The sequence below is a fragment of the Comamonas sp. C11 genome (assembly GCF_024496285.1).
Lineage (GTDB): Bacteria > Pseudomonadota > Gammaproteobacteria > Burkholderiales > Burkholderiaceae_C > Comamonas > Comamonas testosteroni_F.
In genome coordinates this window covers 5187776-5205218 of sequence record NZ_CP101743.1, presented here as the reverse complement: position 1 = coordinate 5205218, position 17443 = coordinate 5187776, and the positions used below count along the sequence as shown (strand labels likewise).

The 17443-nt window shown below is 66.2% G+C and carries 15 protein-coding genes; 4 read left to right on the top strand and 11 right to left on the bottom strand.

From position 1 onward, the window contains the following. Positions 1-32: 32 nt before the first annotated feature. Positions 33-1043 (bottom strand): PhoH family protein, encoded by a 1011-nt coding sequence (locus NOX35_RS24015; protein ID WP_182284723.1) that lies wholly within the window; start codon positions 1041-1043, stop codon positions 33-35. A 49-nt stretch (positions 1044-1092) separates the two neighbouring features. Here NOX35_RS24015 and ruvA point away from each other — a divergent pair, with 49 nt between their 5' ends. Together ruvA and NOX35_RS24005 are read left to right on the top strand one after the other, a co-directional pair. Continuing rightward, positions 1093-1668: a Holliday junction branch migration protein RuvA gene (gene ruvA, locus NOX35_RS24010; RefSeq protein WP_003068733.1), complete on the top strand. Its 576-nt coding sequence runs from the start codon at positions 1093-1095 to the stop codon at positions 1666-1668. Between the two features lie 36 nt (positions 1669-1704). Continuing rightward, complete coding sequence (locus tag NOX35_RS24005; protein ID WP_256494993.1) at positions 1705-3267, top strand: serine protease; 1563 nt, start codon at positions 1705-1707, stop codon at positions 3265-3267. A 13-nt stretch (positions 3268-3280) separates the two neighbouring features. Here NOX35_RS24005 and NOX35_RS24000 read toward each other — a convergent pair whose 3' ends face one another. Next, on the bottom strand, positions 3281-3814 hold the full coding sequence (locus tag NOX35_RS24000; RefSeq protein ID WP_256494992.1) for a peroxiredoxin: 534 nt from the start codon (positions 3812-3814) through the stop codon (positions 3281-3283). A gap of 141 nt (positions 3815-3955) precedes the next feature. On the opposite strand from NOX35_RS24000, the gene ruvB reads away from it, so the two are divergent. Next, positions 3956-5053 carry a Holliday junction branch migration DNA helicase RuvB gene (ruvB, locus tag NOX35_RS23995; protein WP_256494991.1) on the top strand — a complete coding sequence of 366 codons (1098 nt, stop codon included), beginning with the start codon at positions 3956-3958 and terminating at the stop codon, positions 5051-5053. Between the two features lie 168 nt (positions 5054-5221). Here ruvB and NOX35_RS23990 read toward each other — a convergent pair whose 3' ends face one another. The 9 genes from NOX35_RS23990 to NOX35_RS23950 form a co-directional block, all read right to left on the bottom strand. Further along, a complete protein-coding gene (locus tag NOX35_RS23990) occupies positions 5222-5941 on the bottom strand; it encodes an MgtC/SapB family protein (RefSeq protein WP_182284718.1) in 720 nt (239 codons plus the stop codon). 104 nt (positions 5942-6045) lie between these two features. Further along, positions 6046-8793, bottom strand: coding sequence for a magnesium-translocating P-type ATPase (gene mgtA, locus NOX35_RS23985; protein ID WP_256494990.1), 2748 nt, complete (start codon positions 8791-8793; stop codon positions 6046-6048). Positions 8794-8805: 12 nt separating this feature from the next. Further along, a complete protein-coding gene (locus NOX35_RS23980) occupies positions 8806-9129 on the bottom strand; it encodes a hypothetical protein (protein WP_182284716.1) in 324 nt (107 codons plus the stop codon). Positions 9130-9365: 236 nt separating this feature from the next. Beyond that, positions 9366-9563 (bottom strand): hypothetical protein, encoded by a 198-nt coding sequence (locus NOX35_RS23975; protein ID WP_182284715.1) that lies wholly within the window; start codon positions 9561-9563, stop codon positions 9366-9368. Positions 9564-9952: 389 nt separating this feature from the next. Further along, positions 9953-11755 (bottom strand): lysoplasmalogenase family protein, encoded by a 1803-nt coding sequence (locus tag NOX35_RS23970; protein ID WP_256496960.1) that lies wholly within the window; start codon positions 11753-11755, stop codon positions 9953-9955. Between the two features lie 74 nt (positions 11756-11829). Then, complete coding sequence (locus NOX35_RS23965) at positions 11830-12813, bottom strand: tripartite tricarboxylate transporter substrate binding protein (protein ID WP_256494989.1); 984 nt, start codon at positions 12811-12813, stop codon at positions 11830-11832. Between the two features lie 16 nt (positions 12814-12829). Then, entirely contained in the window at positions 12830-13924 is a 1095-nt protein-coding gene (locus NOX35_RS23960) for a nitronate monooxygenase family protein (RefSeq protein ID WP_256494988.1), read from the bottom strand. Continuing rightward, positions 13921-15147: an acyl-CoA dehydrogenase family protein gene (locus NOX35_RS23955; RefSeq protein WP_182284712.1), complete on the bottom strand. Its 1227-nt coding sequence runs from the start codon at positions 15145-15147 to the stop codon at positions 13921-13923. Before NOX35_RS23955 ends, NOX35_RS23960 begins: the two co-directional genes overlap by 4 nt. A gap of 26 nt (positions 15148-15173) precedes the next feature. Continuing rightward, entirely contained in the window at positions 15174-16370 is a 1197-nt protein-coding gene (locus NOX35_RS23950) for a CaiB/BaiF CoA-transferase family protein (protein ID WP_256494987.1), read from the bottom strand. Between the two features lie 104 nt (positions 16371-16474). Between NOX35_RS23950 and NOX35_RS23945 the strand changes: the two genes are divergently transcribed. Then, the gene (locus NOX35_RS23945; protein ID WP_256494986.1) at positions 16475-17440 is read left to right on the top strand and encodes a LysR family transcriptional regulator; all 966 of its coding nucleotides are present in this window, start codon (positions 16475-16477) and stop codon (positions 17438-17440) included. Positions 17441-17443 lie beyond the last annotated feature (3 nt).

Here is a 17443-nt window from a genome sequence, read left to right as displayed (position 1 = left end):
ATATAGTAAGCGCTAGTAGCTATTAATTTTGATTAAAGCTCGTCTGCTGTTGGCAGCGGACGTGCCGTGCGAGGGCTGCTGCGGTGCTTGGGGGCCGAAGTGCCTTCGGACACGCGGCCGCGTGCGTCATAGGCGTCCACAATGCGCGCCACCAGCGGGTGGCGCACCACGTCGGCGCTGGTGAAGTGGTTGATGGAGATGCCCTTGACGCGCCTGAGCACGCGCTCGGCATCGACAAGTCCGCTGGGCGCTCCCTTGGGCAGGTCGACCTGGCTCACGTCGCCCGTGACCACGGCCTTGGCGCCAAAGCCGATGCGGGTCAGAAACATCTTCATCTGCTCGGGCGTGGTGTTCTGCGCCTCATCCAGGATCACGAAGGCGTTGTTCAACGTGCGTCCGCGCATGAAGGCCAGCGGTGCGATCTCCAGCGCATTGCGCTCGAAGGCCTTCTGCACCTTCTCGTAACCCATCAGATCGTAGAGCGCGTCGTACAGCGGGCGCAGATAGGGGTCCACCTTCTGCGTCAGGTCGCCGGGCAGAAAGCCCAGGCGTTCGCCGGCTTCCACGGCGGGTCGGGTCAGCACGATGCGCTGCACGGCGCTGCGCTCCAGCGCGTCCACGGCGCAGGCTACGGCCAGATAGGTCTTTCCCGTGCCGGCCGGGCCGATGCCGAAGCTGATGTCGTGATTGGCGATATTTTCCAGATACAGCGCCTGATTGGGCGTGCGGGCGCGCAGATCGGCGCGGCGCGTAGTCAATTGCGGAGCCGTCAGGTCGGCTTCCAGCATCTCGACATCGCCGGCCAGCATGAGCTGCAGCGTATCCTCGGCAATCACATAGTCGGCGATCTCATAGAGAGCCTGAAGCAGCTCCAGTGCTTCATTGGCCTTGGCCTTGGGGCCGTCGATCTTGAACTGCTCGTGACGGTGAGCGATCTTGACGCCCAGCGCGATCTCGATGGTGCGCAGATGCGCATCTGCCGGGCCGCAGAGATGGGTCAGGCGCGTATTGTTATGGGGTGTGAAGGTATGGCGCAGGATCACGCGGATAATTTCTCAAAAGAATCGCCGCACGGTGCGGCAAAGGATTTCAATGATAGGCAAATTGACTGGAACGCTGCTGGAAAAAAACCCGCCCGAAGTCCTGGTGGACTGCGCCGGCGTGGGCTATGAGGTCCAGGTGCCCATGAGCACCTTCTACAACCTGCCCGCCAATGGTGCCAAGGTAGCCTTGCTGACCCATTTTGTGGTGCGGGAAGACGCCCAGCTGCTGTTCGGCTTCGCAACGGCCCGCGAACGTCAGACTTTCCGCGAACTCATCAAGATCACCGGCATAGGACCACGCATGGCACTGGCCGTGCTCAGCGGCATGAGCATCGATGATCTCGCGGACGCGGTATCGCAGCAGCAAGCAGGGCGATTGGTCAAGGTGCCCGGCATCGGCAAGAAGACCGCCGAGCGCCTGCTGCTGGAGCTCAAGGGCAAGATCGGCGCGGATACCGGTGCGCAGTCGCTGTTTGCCAACAACAACGACCAGAACGATATCCTGCAGGCACTGATGGCGCTGGGCTACTCGGACAAGGAAGCCTCGGCAGCCCTCAAGAAACTCCCACCCGACGTAGGGGTGAGCGAGGGCATTAAGCTCGCGCTCAAGGCTTTGACCAAATAGCATCGCTGGCCCTGTGCCGGTCTTGGAGAACACGTTATGCATGGGTGGACACAGGGTAGGCGCATTCCCTCTCGATGCGCCAGCTTGATGCTGGTGGTGCTGATGACCGCTTGCGGAGGCGGTGGGGGGGGAGGCAGTGCTCCGGACCCCGGGCCCGGCCCTGGCGGAGGGAGCGGAGGCGGCAATGGTGCGATCATTGGCGGCTCGCCAGAGGCCAGTCCCCCTTCGGGTCCGCCCACGGCCAATGTGCTGGATTCACTGGTCGTACCTGCTGCCCAGGCTGCGGCGGCGACCAAAGGCGTGGCGGTGGCATCCGTGGCGGTGCGGCCCAAGGCCGTCAGCCTGGCATTGCCGCAGTGGAGTGACGCACCTTCGCCGGTCATGCCCATGCCCGGCCTGCCCATGCAGATCGGGGCGCCGCGCGAGCTGTCTTCGCTGCAGTCCACAGGCGATATGGCGCGCGCGCTGCACTGGTCCCAGACCCCGGATGGAGGGCAGGTGGCGGCGATCAGCATCACCTCGGCCGGCGCCCATGGCCTGCGGCTGGGCCTGGTGGTCGATGCCATGCCCGATGCCGCCGAACTCAGGCTGTACCGCAAGGATCGCAGCAAGACCGGGTTCGAGACCACGGGCCAGGCCATCAATGAGGCCATTGCGCGCAACCGCCGCGCCGACGGCGACACCCGGGCGGCCGGCATCTGGTGGACCCCCGATCTGGGAGCCGATGAGGTCACGCTGGAGATTGGACTGCCTGCAGGATTGTCGACATCGCAGCTGCGCATTGCCATTCCCACGCTCACCCATGCCTATGTCAACCTGGCCCTGCCCACGGAGCTGGAGCTGCGCGACAGCCTCGTGCCCAGAAATGTGGGCGATGCCGCGGGTTGCGAGCTCGATGCCAGCTGCGCCGATCAGTACGCCACCGAGCGCAATGCCGTGGCGCGCATGACCTATGTGGGCTCCGACAATCGCTATTACTACTGCACGGGCACTCTGCTGAACAACACGCGGCGCGATTTAACGCCGTATTTCCTGTCGGCCAATCACTGCATCTCGACCCAGGCATCGGCCACCTCGCTGCGCACGGACTGGTTCTTCCGCTCGGCCAGCTGCAACAGCTTCGAGCCCACTGCCCAGACCACGGCGCTGCAGCGCGGTGCCACCTTGCTGTATGCGACGGCGGCGCACGATGCCACGCTGATGCGGCTCAATGACGCAGCGCCCGCCGGTGCGACTCTGGCCGGCTGGGATGCGAGAGGAACGGCGGTGACGGGGACGGCCATATACGGCCTGCATCACCCGCAGGGAGACTTGCTCAAATACAGCGAAGGCCAGGTGCAGAGCTACCGAAACTGCAGCTTGAGCGCCGGCAGCATCACCTGCAACCCAGGCAATGCCCAGAGCGATTTTGTGAACGTTGGCTGGAGCAAGGGCGTGACCGAAGGCGGCAGCAGCGGCTCGGCCATGTTTGCGGGCGGACGCGTCGTGGGCACGTTGTCAGGCGGCAGCAGCTCGTGCACGGTCAGCGGCGGCTCCGACGTCTACAGCCGCTTCGACCGGACCTTCAGCAGCCAGATCGGGAACTGGCTGGCACAGTGATCGAGGGCCGGGCCTATTTCCCCTGCAGCTGCTTGACGGCTGCCTTGGTCTGCACCACATGGGCCAGCGGGTCGCTGCTGACAAGGGCGAACTTCACCTTGCCGTCCTGGCCCACCACATAGGAGATGCGGTCGGCCCTGGCCGGGTTGGCGGCAGCCCCCGCGTCATAGGCCTTGATGGTGACGGCCTTCGGGTCCGATGCCACGGCAAACTGGTCGCGGCAGGCCTCGGTGGAAAAGCGCTTGAGGGTGTCGATATCGTCATGCGACATGCCCACCACCGTGGCTTTCATGGCAGCGAACTGGGGCGTGGCTTCGGCAAAGGCATGGGCTTCCAGCGTGCAGCCCTGGGTGAAGGCCTTGGGGAAGAAATACAGCACCACCGGTCCTTTCTTGAGCGCCTCGGCCATATCGAAGTCAAAGGCCTTGCCGGCCACGGCGGCGGGCGTCTTGAAGCTCGGGGCCGCATCGCCGGGCTTGAGCGCGGCCTGGGCCGAGACGGACAGGCAAAACAGGGCGGCCGTACAGGCCAGGGTGTGAATACGCATGAAAAAGCTCCTGAGGTCTTTGCCGCCATTGTGCGCAAAGCCCGGGGCCGGCCATCAACGTGGGAGCTGCAACTGTGGGATTTTGTTTTCCCCTGTATTTTTAATCAGTGCTCCGACCTGGCTTGGGGCACAATTGCCGCCATGACGATTCATGTGGACGAATTTGCGGCCAGCCCCGCACCTGCACGCAAGGCCAGAAGCGCGGCCGCCGACCCCGAGGCGGTTGCGCCGCGCATGGTCTCGGCCGGGCATTCGTCCCAGGGCGAAGAGGCGCTGGAGCGCGCCCTGCGTCCCAAGCAGCTCGACGAATATGTGGGCCAGGCCAAGGCGCGCGAGCAGCTCGAGATCTTTATTGGCGCCGCCAAGAAGCGCAGCGAGGCCCTTGATCATGTGCTGCTGTTCGGCCCGCCGGGCCTGGGCAAGACCACGCTGTCCCACATCATCGCGGCGGAGCTGGGCGTGAACCTGCGCCAGACCAGCGGCCCGGTGCTGGAAAAACCCAAGGATCTGGCGGCGCTGCTCACCAATCTCGAGCCCAACGATGTGCTGTTCATCGACGAAATTCACCGCCTGAGCCCGGTGGTAGAGGAAATCCTCTACCCGGCGCTGGAGGACTATCAGATCGACATCATGATCGGCGAAGGCCCGGCCGCACGCTCCATCAAGCTTGACCTGCAGCCCTTCACGCTGGTGGGCGCGACCACGCGCGCCGGCATGCTCACCAACCCGCTGCGCGATCGCTTCGGCATCGTGGCGCGGCTGGAGTTCTACACCTCCGAGGAACTCTCGCGCATCGTCAAGCGCAGCGCAGGCCTGCTCAATGCGCCGATTGACGAGGAAGGCTGCTTCGAGATTGCGCGCCGCTCGCGCGGCACGCCGCGTATCGCCAACCGCCTGCTGCGCCGCGTGCGCGACTATGCCGACGTCAAGGGCGACGGCCGCATCACGCGCGAGATTGCCGACAAGGCGCTGGCCATGCTCGATGTGGACCCCCAGGGCTTTGACATCATGGACCGCAAGCTGCTCGAGGCCGTGGTGCATCGCTTCGACGGCGGCCCGGTAGGCCTGGACAATATCGCCGCGAGTATCGGCGAGGAATCGGGCACCATCGAGGATGTGATCGAGCCCTATCTGATCCAGCAAGGCTTTTTGCAGCGCACGCCGCGCGGGCGCATGGCCACGCAGGCAGCCTACCGCCATCTGGGCTTGCAGGTCCCCGCAGACGATTCGGCCACGTAAGCGCTGCCGCTAAAACCGGCGTGGCCAAGAACTGGCACGGCCAATGCCAGAGACGCCGAGCAAGAGCCGCCTCGTGGCGGGGCCGCCCAGGCGGGGCCGCCACGAGGCGAGGGCGTCGTCCCCCTTGGGGGCGAGGTGCAGCGGGAAGCCGCGTAGCGGCTCATGGGGTCAATTATTCTGCGGTCCGGCGTTCCAGAAGGCCTGCAGCACGCCGGGCAAGGCTTCGATCTGCGTGACCACCTGGTCCAGCTCCTCGGCATGCACGGCCGTGGCGAACAGCTCGGCCTCGATTTCGGTATTGTGCGGTGGGATCTCGTGCTTTTCCACCGTGCGCACCGGGTAGTTGGCCGCTTCCAGCAGCTCCTGCATGCCTTCGCGCACATCGGCCTGGGCTTGCTGGCCGCAGATCACATAGACATAGTAGGTGGCCTCGCTGGCATGCTCGGCCACGGGATGGCGGTTGATGTAGTTGACCACGGGGCGCAGCAAGGTGTTGCTGGCCAGCACGAACAAGGTGGCAAGGCCGGCCTCGGGCAGCAGGCCCGCGCCCGCGCAGGCGCCCACGGCGGCCGAGCCCCATAGCGTGGCGGCGGTGTTCAGCCCCGTGATGTTGGCGCCTTCCTTCATGATGGCGCCCGCGCCCAGAAAGCCCACGCCCGAAACCACATAGGAGATGACGCGCGTGGCGCCGTCTGCTCCCGAGACGCGCATGGCCAGGTCGACGAACACGGCAGCGCCCACGGCCACCAGGGTATTGGTGCGCAGGCCAGCCGTGCGCTGGCGTATCTGGCGCTCAAGGCCGATGATGCTGCCGCAGACAAAGGCCACGAGAAGACACAGCACTGTGTTCAGCGTGGCGAGCAGATTGAAGTTCTGTAGGGATTGCATGAAGTTGTGATTGTTATTGCCGGTTGATCAATGCCTGGGTTCATGAAACATGCGGCCCGGGCTGCTGCATCCCCCTGCGGGGCAGATGCGAAGCGGCTCGGAGCTCACCAGCCGTACTTGCGGATATAGACGCGCTTGAGCAGCGTGGTCAGCACAGCATAGGCCAGCAATATGACGATGAGCCAGGGGAAATAGCCGAGCGGCAGGGCCTGCAGCTTGAAATTCTCCGCCAGCGGGCCCATGGGCAGGAAGATGCCAGTGGCCATGATGGCCGCCGTGGCGGCCAGCAAGGGCCAGGAGGCACGGCTTTGCACAAAGGGAATCCTGGGCGTGCGGATCATGTGCACGATCAGCGTCTGCGTCAGCAGTCCCACCACGAACCAGCCCGATTGGAACAGGCTTTGCTCTGCGGCCGTGCTGGCGTGGAAGACGAACCACATCAGCGCGAAGGTGAGCACGTCGAACAGCGAACTGATGGGGCCGAAGAAAAGCATGAAACGGCCCAGGTCCTGAGGGTCCCAGCGCAGCGGCCTGGCCACCATTTCCTCATCCACGTTGTCGAAGGGAATGGCGATCTGCGACAGGTCGTAGAGCAGGTTCTGCATCAGCAGCTGCATGGGCAGCATGGGCAGGAACGGGATGAAGGCCGAGGCGATCAGCACCGAGAACACATTGCCGAAGTTGGAGCTGGCCGTCATACGGATGTACTTGAGCATATTGCTGAAAGTGCGGCGTCCTTCGAGCACGCCCTGCTCCAGCACCATCAGGTTTTTCTCCAGCAGGATGATGTCGGCCGCTTCGCGGGCGATGTCCACACCGCTGTCGACGCTGATGCCGATATCGGCGGCGCGCAGCGCGGGCGCGTCGTTGATGCCGTCGCCCATAAAGCCCGTGACATGGCCGTTGGCTCGCAGTGCTCGTACGATGCGCTCCTTGTGCAGCGGCGTCAGGCGGGCGAACAGCAGGTGTGACTCCACCGTGCGGCGCAGCTGCTCCTCGTCCATGGCTTCGATGTCGTTGCCGACAATCGCCTCGTCCACCTGCAGGCCCACGTCGCGGCAGACCTTGCGTGCCACCAGCTCGTTGTCGCCCGTCAGCACCTTGACTGTCACACCATGCTGCAGCAGCGCAGCAATGGCGGCCTGGGTGGATTCTTTGGGCGGGTCGAGAAAGGCCACATAGCCGATCAGGGTCAGTCCGGACTCGTCGGCGATGCCGTAGGTGTTCTTGTCGGGCGGCACTTCCTTCATGGCCACGGCCACCACGCGCAGCCCCTCGCTGTTCAGGCCTTCGGTGACTGCGCGCACCTGCTCGCGGCGCTCGGGCGTGAGGGCCTGCACGGTCTCGCTGTCTGGCCCGCTGTCCCGGATATGCGTGCAGGCCTGCAGGATTTCCTCGACCGCGCCCTTGCAGATCAGCTCGTGGTGGTGGTCGCGCTCGGCTACCACCACGGACATGCGCCGGCGCTGGAAGTCGAAGGGGATTTCGTCGACCTTGCGGTAGTCCTCGTTGACATGCAGCCGCGTGTGCAGCTCCACATGCTCGAGCACGGCACGGTCCAGCAGGTTCTTGAGCCCGGTCTGGTAGTAGCTGTTGAGGTAGGCGAACTGCAGCACCTCGTCGCTGGGACGGCCTTGCACGTCGGTATGGCGCTCCAGCGCGATGCGGTCCTGCGTCAGCGTGCCGGTCTTGTCGGTGCACAGCACATCCATGGCGCCAAAGTTCTGAATCGCGTCCAGGCGCTTGACCATTACCTTCTGGCGCGACAGCACCACGGCGCCCTTGGCCAGCGTGGAGGTGACGATCATCGGCAGCATCTCGGGCGTCAGGCCCACGGCCACCGACAGCGCGAATAAAAAGGCCTCGCCCCAGTCGCCCTTGGTGTAGCCGTTGATGAACAGCACCACGGGCACCATCACGGCCGCGAAGCGGATCAGCAGCCAGCTGACGCTGTTCACGCCCTGTTCGAAGGCCGTGGCCGTGCGGTCCTGGTGGGTGATGCGCGCTGCCAGCGTGCCGAAATAGGTCTGGTTGCCCGTGGCAACGACCACGGCCATGGCCGTGCCCGAGACTACATTGCTGCCCATGAAGAGCAGGTTGCCGGCTTCCAGCAACTGGCCCGCCTGCAGGGCAGCCAAGGTGCGCGCATCCTTTTCCACGGGCAGCGATTCGCCGGTCATGGCTGCCTGGCTCACGAACAGGTCCTTGGCGGACAGCAGGCGGCAGTCGGCCGGGATCATGTCGCCGGCCGACAGGGCCACGATGTCTCCGGGAACCAGTTCGCGCATGGGCAGCTCGGACAGCGAGGTGTCATGGCCTCCGCCGCTGTCGCGAAAGTCTGCGGCCGATGCATCGGTCTTGCGGCGCACGGTGACGCGGTTGCTCACCAGGGCCTGCAGACGCGCGGCCGCACGCCGGGAGCGGCCCTCCTGGACAAAGCGCAGCAGCGTGGACAGCAGCACCATGCTGGCGATGACGATGGTGGCTTTCTCGTCCTCGGTGACATAGGAGACCACGGCCAGCAGCGTCAGCAGCAGATTGAAGGGGTTGCGGTAGCAATGCCACAGGTGCTGCCATGCGGGCAGGGGCTTTTCATGCGCTACCTCGTTGGGCCCATGGCGCAGCTGGCGCTGCCGGGCCTGCTCGGGGCTCAGGCCCCGGCTCGATGTGTCCAGCTGCTGCAGCAGCCCAGACACGGGGCTGCAGGCGGCGGATTGCAGGGCCTGTACCTGTGCCGGTGGCACGGTGACGGCGGTGGAGGGGCCGCCAGCGGGCATCGGCCGGCGCCCGAAGAGGCCGGCCAGGCGGTGGCTGCGCAAAAAGGCCCGGAACAGGTTCTTGAGAGTCTGCATCACGGCCTCCTGTCAGTGCAGCGTCTTGCCGGAGGTGCCGAATCGTTTCCAGGGCCGCTGTGCCTGGCTGGCGCGCAACTGGTTGTCGATGCGGCTGCGCTGCTCCTGGGTCAGCAGCGACAGGGCATCGGCGCGCTGGCGGATGCTGAGATTGGCCATGGCGCGGGCCATGATGGGCGCGGCATGGCGGTCGACCAGGTGGCGCAGCACGTCGGTGCGGCGCTCTGTCAGTGCCGAGATCACGGCATGGGTCAGGCCATGGTGGCGGGTAGAGTCATTGAAGCGGGGGGCGGGGCGGCTGCGTTGCAGCACGCGCAGCCAGGCGAGGCGTTGCATGGGCATACTCCTTGGGGTGGCCCGGGAGCTGCCCGCCGCTGCTACTGCATCAGGCGTCCAGCCCCGGGACGGGGTTCCAGTCCCTGCGTGTAGCCATCAAGCTCACACGCAGGCCAATGGCTTGACAGCGCGCCGCACGGGGCGCGCTGCAAGATCGGCTAGGGTCGGGATCCATACGTGTTCCTTGGTTAAAAGTGAATGAAATGCGGGTTGGAGCCGGTCCGCGATGGGTCGGATCAGCGCACGATGCGGCTGCTCAGAAAGCTGCGGATGCGATGCGTGGGCCAACTGGTCAGTGCATCGAGTTCCAGCGTCCGTTCCAGCGCTTGCGGCAAGGCTGCCGGTGCGGCAGACGCTGCCGGACGGGGCGTGGCGCGGGCGCGCAGCAGCAGAGGGCGCAGCTGGTGCAGAGAGCGGGTCAGGCGGTTGCTCATGGCTTTCTCCTCATTGGTTGAGGGAGCGGGCCAGGCGGCAGCGCGGCACAAACGTTTTGGCGCGGCCATGAACCGACGGGAGGCCGGAGCGGATGGCGACGCGAAAACTCAGTGATGAGCAGAGCTTGCGAGCTTGAGGGCTCTACCCGTGCTACGCACGGCAGGCCGCCCCGAACGTCGGGAAGCCAAACAGCAAGTTGCGAGGGGCGCGGGGCAAGGGATGCGGGGCGGTCGATGACGACTCCCGATCCGGGGGAGTCTGTCAGTCGGCCAGCTTCGCAGCCATTGCGGCGTGCGATAAATCACTGGTTGAACTGGCACTGTCCACGTGGGGACTCCTGAAATTGCGATCTGCCGATTATCGGTCCAGACCGGGTTCAGGGTCAACCCTAGGTGGCTTTCAGTTGCAATTGCGTCGGGGTCTGGCGGGTTGCAGGCTCGGCCCATTGGCGCACACAGCCCCAGACGATCAGGGCCTGTGCGGCGTAATAGCTGCCGAGCACGCTCACCGAGGACCAGGGCAGCGGCTGCACAAAACGGTTGATGGCCAGTATGGAGTCGCTGAGCATGAAAAAGCTGGCGCCCAGGGCGGTCAGCAGTGCGGCGCGGCTGCGCAGTTGACGATAGCGTCCCCAGGCCTGCGCCGCCATCAGGGCGATGACGCCGACATAGGCGGCCACGGGCAGGCGCAGGGCGGCGGGCAGGCCATGGGTCCAGAGAAAGACATACATGGTGGCGCCGATCGCAGCCACGAGCAGCAGTGCGCGGCGATCGGCAAACCAGGTCACATCAAACCTGAACAGCGCGACATAGCAGACATGGGCCAGCAGAAAGCTGATCAGGCCGGGAATGAACAGACCGGTTTGCAGCTGTCCGTCCAGCATCAGGAAGACATCGCCAGCCATGGAAAAAACAATAGCAGCCAGCAGCACTTGAACATGTATTTGAGGCAGGTTTTGCATTGTGTGCAAGGCATGACTTGCGCAAGAAGCTATGCATATGAGAGCAAAAACCATGGTGGCGGGCTTGAACAGCCAATGCCATGGCTGCAGACCGAGCGCCGCCGTGGCCGTGGCCAGTGCGCCGCTTTGCAGCATCAGCGCCAGCCACAGACTGATGCGTCCCTGCATGGCAGCGCCCAGAGCCCATTGCCCGGTGAGCAGCACGCCGAACCAGATCAGATTGGTGGCCAGCGGCGACTGGTCGGCATGCCAGAGAAAGACCGAAGTGCCTGCAACCAGCGCCGCGAACTGCAGGCCGGCAAACCAGCGCAGCCCAGTGCCCATGGGAGGCGAATAGATGATGCGGTGCTCGTCCAGATCGAAGACGGGCCTGGGAAAGCGCTGCGCCACATCGGCTGGCCGCCAGCCCGGCGGCTTGAACCAGACGCGGACCTTGTCCATCCAGCTGCGTGCGTGCCAGCTGTCATGCGCCAGCTGGCGGTAGACGCTGAAGTTGGCCCACAGCGGGTCCCAGCTCTTGAGCAGGCCGCGCGTGCCGTAAACGCAGGGCTCCTCGTCGTCCTCGGTCTTGTAAGTGCCAAAGAGCCGGTCCCAGACGATGAGAATACCGCCGTAGTTCCGGTCCAGATAGCGCTCGTTGACGGCATGGTGCACGCGGTGATTGCTGGGCGCGCAGAACCAGCGGTCGAACCAGCCCAGCTTCCTGACCTGCTCGGTATGCACCCAGAACTGGTAGAGCAGGTCGATCAGCCCGACCACGGCAAACACCAGCGGCGGCACGCCGGCCAGGGCCATGGGCAGATAGAAGATCCAGCCCAGCAGCGCGCCGGAGCTGGTCTGGCGCAGCGCGGTGGAGAGGTTGTAGGCCTGGCTTTGGTGGTGCACGGCGTGGGCGGCCCAGAGCACGCCCACTTCATGACCCATGCGGTGCAGCCAGTAGTAGCAGAGGTCGTAGAACAGCAGGGCCAGCAGCCAGCCCGGCAGGCTGAGCCAGAAGGCATCGGCCTCGATCAGCGCCACATGGCTGGCCACGACGGTGTAGATGCCCAGCGTCAGCAGCTTGGTGAAGACGGCGCTGGTCTGGCTCAGGACGCCCAGGTTCAGCGAGCTGATGGCATCGGCCAGCGCATAGGCATTGCGCCCGCGCCTGAGGCTGACGGCCCATTCCACGGCAATCAATGCAAAAAAGACCGGCGTGGCCACAACGATGACTTGGCTGGGGGAGAGCATGGTCATCGATTGTGGGCAGGGCGCGGCGCGCGGCGCCTCGCATCTTCCCTAGTTGCGGCTCTTGGCGCGGGCGCTCACAACCGTATGCCGCGCTTGTGGATCAACGCGCCCCAGCGCCTGGTCTCCACGGCGATAAGCTCGGTGAAGCGTGCCGCATCCAGCGCCAGGATTTCCGCATCGGTGGCAGCCAGCCGCGCGCGCACTTCGGGCGTCGCCAGCGCGCGCTGGAACTGCTGGCTCAGCCACTCGACCACCGGCACGGGCGTCTTCGCCGGTGCGCCAATGCCGTACCAGGACTGCACCAGGATATCGGGATAGCCGGCCTGTGCGATGGTGGGTACCTCGGGCAGCGAGCGCGTGCGCGCTGCGGCGTTGACAGCCAGAGCCCGTACCTTGCCGGACTGGATCAGCGGCAGCACCAGGTTCTGCGAGATCAGCGCGAACTGCAGCAGGCCGGAGCCCAGGTCCAGCAGCGCCGGCGGCTGGCCCTTGTAGCTCACGTTGGTCAAGCGGATGCCGGTGCGCTCGAAGAACAGTTCCTGCGCCAGGTGGATAGAGCTGCCGGTGCCGGGGTTGGCTGCGTTGAACTCGCCCGGTCTGAGGGCCGCCAGCGCAACGAACTCCTTCAGCGTCCTGGCGGGCACCGTGTCGTGCACCACGAACACCGTCGGCGCGGAGGCGATGCCGCAGATGCCGACGAAATCCCTGCTGCGCAGCCGGCTGTCGGGCATCAGGTGCTCGGCTGTCGTCAGGATCGGGGACGCCGCCAGCAGCGTATAGCCGTCGGCCGGGGCCCTGGCCACCGCATCGATGCCGATGCGCCCGTCGGCGCCCGGGCGGTTGTCGACCACGATGCGCTGCGGCAGTGCGCTGGACAGCGGGTCGCAGACGGCGCGCAGCACCACGTCGACGACGCCGCCTGCGGGATAGGGCACCACGATGCGGATCGGGCGATCGGGGTAGCCGTCATGGCTTGGCGAGGTGCCGGCGCGGGCCATGCCGGGCACCAGACCGGCCAGCAACAGGTGAAGGTGAAGGTGGAATTGCCGACGGTCCATGCTCGTCTCTCCGGTTCTAGGCGATGTAACCCGCCATTGATTGCAGGGTCTGGCGTGTCTCGGTCACCAGGCGGTCCATCACGGCGGCCACGGGCTCGATTCCGCGCAGCCAGTGCACGCTCTGCCCCGCAGCCTCGTACATCAGCGGCCCGATCTGGTGCTGTTCCACCGCCGCCAGCAGATCGCCGGTGAGAGCCTGCTGGTAGGGCATGGACAGTGGCTCGGGTGCGCCGGGCTGTGCCCAGGCGTCGCTGAACGCGCTGCGCAGCACGCGGCAGGGCTTGCCGCTGTGGGCGCGCGTGATCACCGTGTCTTCGCTGTCGGCCTTGATCAGCTTCTTCGCCAGCGCCTGCGGCATTTCGTGCTCGCGCGTGCCCAGCCATAGCGTGCCCAGCCAGGCACCTTGCGCGCCCAGGGCCAGCGAGGCCGCCACCTGCGCCCCGGTGCCGATGCCGCCGGCCGCGATGACTGGCCGGCCCTCGGCTGCCGCCACGATCTGCGGCACCAGCGTGAAGGTGCCGATGGGCCCCGTGTGGCCGCCCGCGTCATAGCCCTGGGCCACCAGGATGTCGGCCCCGGCTGCGATCGCCTTTTGCGCATGGCGCACGCTGCCGACCAGGGCGATGGTGTGCAGGCCGCGGGCCTTGATGCGTGCCAGCGCCTCCACCGGCGTGCCGACGCCGGCGGCAAAGACATCGATATCGCTGCCCGCAATGGCGTCCACCTGCTCCTCGAACAGGCTCTGCGAGCGTACGTACTGCGAGAAGAAGCTGCCTTCGGTGGCGGGCGGCACGTCGTATTGCCTGAACAGGCCCTGCACGAAATCCCTGTGCACCTGGGGCAGCGCGGCAGCCACGGCTGCGCGGTCGTCGTGTTCGGGCAGGCCGGTGGGCAGCAGCAGGTCCACGCCCACCGGGTGTTCGGGGCACAGTTCGCGCAGCTGGCGCAGCTTTTTCTGCAGCTCGTGCGGGCCGTCACGCGCGGCGGCATAGACGCCCAGCCCGCCGGCCCGTGAGATCGCGGCGGCCACTTCGATACGGTGGGCCAGACCAAAGATGGGCAGGCGTATGCCCAGCCGCCGGCAGAGGTCGTTGGTCAGTGCATTGCTCATGTCCACAGCTCCGGCTCCATGTCCAGGCAAGGGTGCTGCGGCAGCGCGGCGGCGCGCCGCAGCACATGGCGGCCGATCAGCGTCTTGTGAATCTCGCTGGTACCTTCGCCGATCTGGTTCATCTTGGCGTCGCGCAGGAAGCGCTCGAGAGGGAAGGCCTTGAGGTAGCCGTTGCCGCCCAGCAGTTGCAGGCAGTCGACCACGATGCGCATGCACAGGTCGGTGGCATGCAGCTTGGCGATCGATGCATGGATGGCCACGTCGGCATCGCCTGCGTCGTAGCGCTGCGCGGTGCTGTAGACCAGACAGCGTGCGGCCTCGATCTGGGCCGCCATCTCGGCCACCATCCACTGGATGCCCTGGTGCGCACCCACCGGCTGCCCGAAGACCTGGCGCTGGTTGGCGTACTGGGCGGCAATCTGCAGCGCACCTGCGGCGCGGCCCAGCGCGATCGCAGCGTGGCCGATGCGTGCGCGCAGCAAGGTGTCCTGAGCCAGCGCCATGCCTTCGCCTTCCTTGCCGAGCAGGTGCTCCGGCGCGATGTGCACGTCGTCGAAGCTGACCAGCGCGATCGGCACGCCGTACCAGCCCAGCTTGGGAATCACCGGCGATACCGTGATGCCGGGCGTGTCGCGCGGTACGACGAAGGCGCTCAGTCCGCGGCCGCCGCCGGGACCGTCCGCCTGGCGCGCCACCACCACGAACATGTCGGCTACGTTGGCGCGCGTGATGAACTTCTTCTGGCCATTGAGCGTCCAGCCGCCCTGCGGCGCAGGTGCATAGTGCGCTCCCAGCCGCGCCACGTCGCTGCCTGCGCCGGGCTCGGTCAGTGCGAAGGCCGACTGGCGTGCGCCGCTGGCCAGGTCGGGGATCAGCGCGCTGCGCAGCGCCTCGCTGCCGCCGGCCACGATGGGGCGCGATGACAGGTCGGTGCCTGTGACCAGCGAAGCGGCCGTCGAACACACGGACGCCACTTCCTCGATGATGCGCACGCGCAGCATCATCGACGCCTCGCTGCCGCCGTGCGTGCGCGGGAACGCGGTGGCGACGATGCCTTCGCGACATAGCAGCCGGAAGGTATCCCAGGCGAAGACGTCCTGCTGGGCCACGCGCTCGGCGTCCGGGCCGATGCGCTCGGCCACCAGAGTTTTCACGCGCTCAAGCAGTGCGGCTTCATCGGGCGACAGGCGCACAAGCGGGTGGTGGGATTCGGGAATCGACATGGGGTCTCCTTTGTTTCAGATTCGCCTCAGATGACGCCTGCCTCGCGCAGGCGGGCCAGTTCGGCGGCAGGCATTGCCAGCTCGCCCTGGTAGAACGCTTCGTTGTCCTGCCCCAGTGAACCGCCGGCGTGGCGGATGCGGCCGGGCGATCGGGCGAACCGCGGCACCACATTGGCCATGCGCACGCTGCCGAAGTCCCGGTCGGGCACGTCGCAAAGGGCCTGGCGAGCGCGCATGTGCGGGTCGGCCTCGATCTGGTCGATGCCGTAGACCGGGGCGATGGTGCCCTGCGCCGCTTCGAAGGCGGCCAGCACCGCCGCCAGCGGATGTGCTGCGCACCAGGCCGCGAAGATGTCGTTCAGCTCCTGGGCATGCTGCACGCGGCCGCGGTTGTTGGCGAAGCATGGCTCGTCTATCAGCTCGGGCCGGCCTATGGCGCGGCAGTTGTTGGCAAACATGGCATTGGTGCTGCCCGACAGTGATACCCATTGCCCGTCGGCAGTGCGGTAGACCGCAGCCGGTGCAGAGTACTGGTTGGCATTGCCCGAACGCTGATACACGGTGCCTAGCTGCTCGTGCTGGATGGGCAGGAACTCGAGCAGCTTGAGCGTGGCCTCGGTCAGCGACAGATCGATTTCCTCGCCCGGGGCCTGCGGGTTGCGGGCGCGGCGCCACAGCGCAGCCAGCACGCCTACCGCACCGAACAGTCCGCCGACGTTGTCGGCCAGTGGGTAGCCGGAGTGCATGGGCGCTCCCTGGGCTTCGCCGCTGATGTAGGTCAGGCCGCCCATGGCCTCGAACAAGCGTGCAAAGCCCGGCCGGTCGCGGTAGGGGCCGCTCTGGCCGAAGCCCGTGGTGCGCAGTATCACCAGGCTGGGCTGGGCCTGCCACAAGGCCTCTTTGCTCAGGCCCCAGCGGTCCAGCGTGCCGGGGCGGAAGTTCTCGATCAGCACATCGAACTGAGGCAGCATGCGCAGCAGCAGCGCGGCGCCCTCGGGCTTGCGCAGGTCGAGCGTGACCAGGCGTTTGCCGCGGTTGGTCACTTTCCACCACAGAGGCTTGCCGTCCTTGTGCGGTGGGAAGTCGCGCATGCCGTCGCCTGCGCCGGGCAGCTCGGCCTTGACGACGCTGGCGCCGTAGTCGGCAAGGAGGGCCGCGGCCGAGGGCGCGGCAATGATGGTGGCGATGTCCAGGACGCGCAGTCCGGTGAGAGGTCCGTTCATGGTGTGCATGTCTCCTGCAGGTCAATGTAGGAAACAGCTAGCCGCGAGCCAACCAGAAATATGAGAATCAGATATCTCGTTTTCAGATGGATGCAGAAGCTGCCATGACCCACGCCACCGAAGCCCTGGAGTTGCTGACACTGAAGTCGCTGAGGACGCTGGCCTCTGCGATCCAGGGCGGCAGCCTGACACGCGCGGCCGTCGAGCGTGGACTGGCGCAGTCGGCCGTGAGCCGGCAGATCGCCGAACTGGAGCGCGCACTGGGCGGCGCGCTTTTCTATCGCACCGGACGCGGCGTCAAGCCCACGGCACTGGCCGAGCAGATGCTGCCGCGCGTTTCGGCTTTGCTGTCCGAGGCCGAGGCGCTGGTGCGCCTGGGCAAGGAGCTGAACGGTGTGCCCAGCGGCCTGGTTACGCTGGGCCTGGTGCCGGGTGTGGCCGGCTTCATGGCCGCGGCGCTGTATGGCGAGGTGGCGCAGCGCTTTCCCGAGATCCGGCTGCGCGTCATAGAGGGCTATAGCGGAGACATGGAGGTGGCGCTGAGCCAGGGCCGCATCGACATGGCGATCCTGAACCGCTACCGGGCCAGAGGCAGCAACAGCTACCGCAAGCTGGCCGATGCGCAGATCTGCGTGGTGGGCCGCCAGCGTGTGCTGCAGCGCATGCTGGCGCCGGCGGATACGGCCCTGCCGGTCAGCTTGGCCCTGCAGACGCTCGAGCGCCTGCCGCTGGTGCTGCCGGTGCCTCCCAACGCCATCCGCAACCTGCTCGATGAGCAGACAGGCCGACAGGGGCTGAGCCTGAACGTGATCCTGGAGGGGAGCTCCTCGGTGATCCTCAAGAGCATGCTGGCTCGGCACGACTGCGCCACGCTGCTGCCGCGCCATGCCGTCAGCGAGGAGCTGGCCTGTGGCAGCCTCGCAGCCATTGCGCTGGCGGAGCGGGTGTTTCGTCAGCATGTGGTGCTGGCTACCAGCAGTCAGCGTCCTTTCACTCTGGCAGGCAAGGCGGTGGCGGCCCTGGTAGCCGAGACCGCCGGTGCCTTGATGGCCCGACAGGCAATGCTTTGAGAT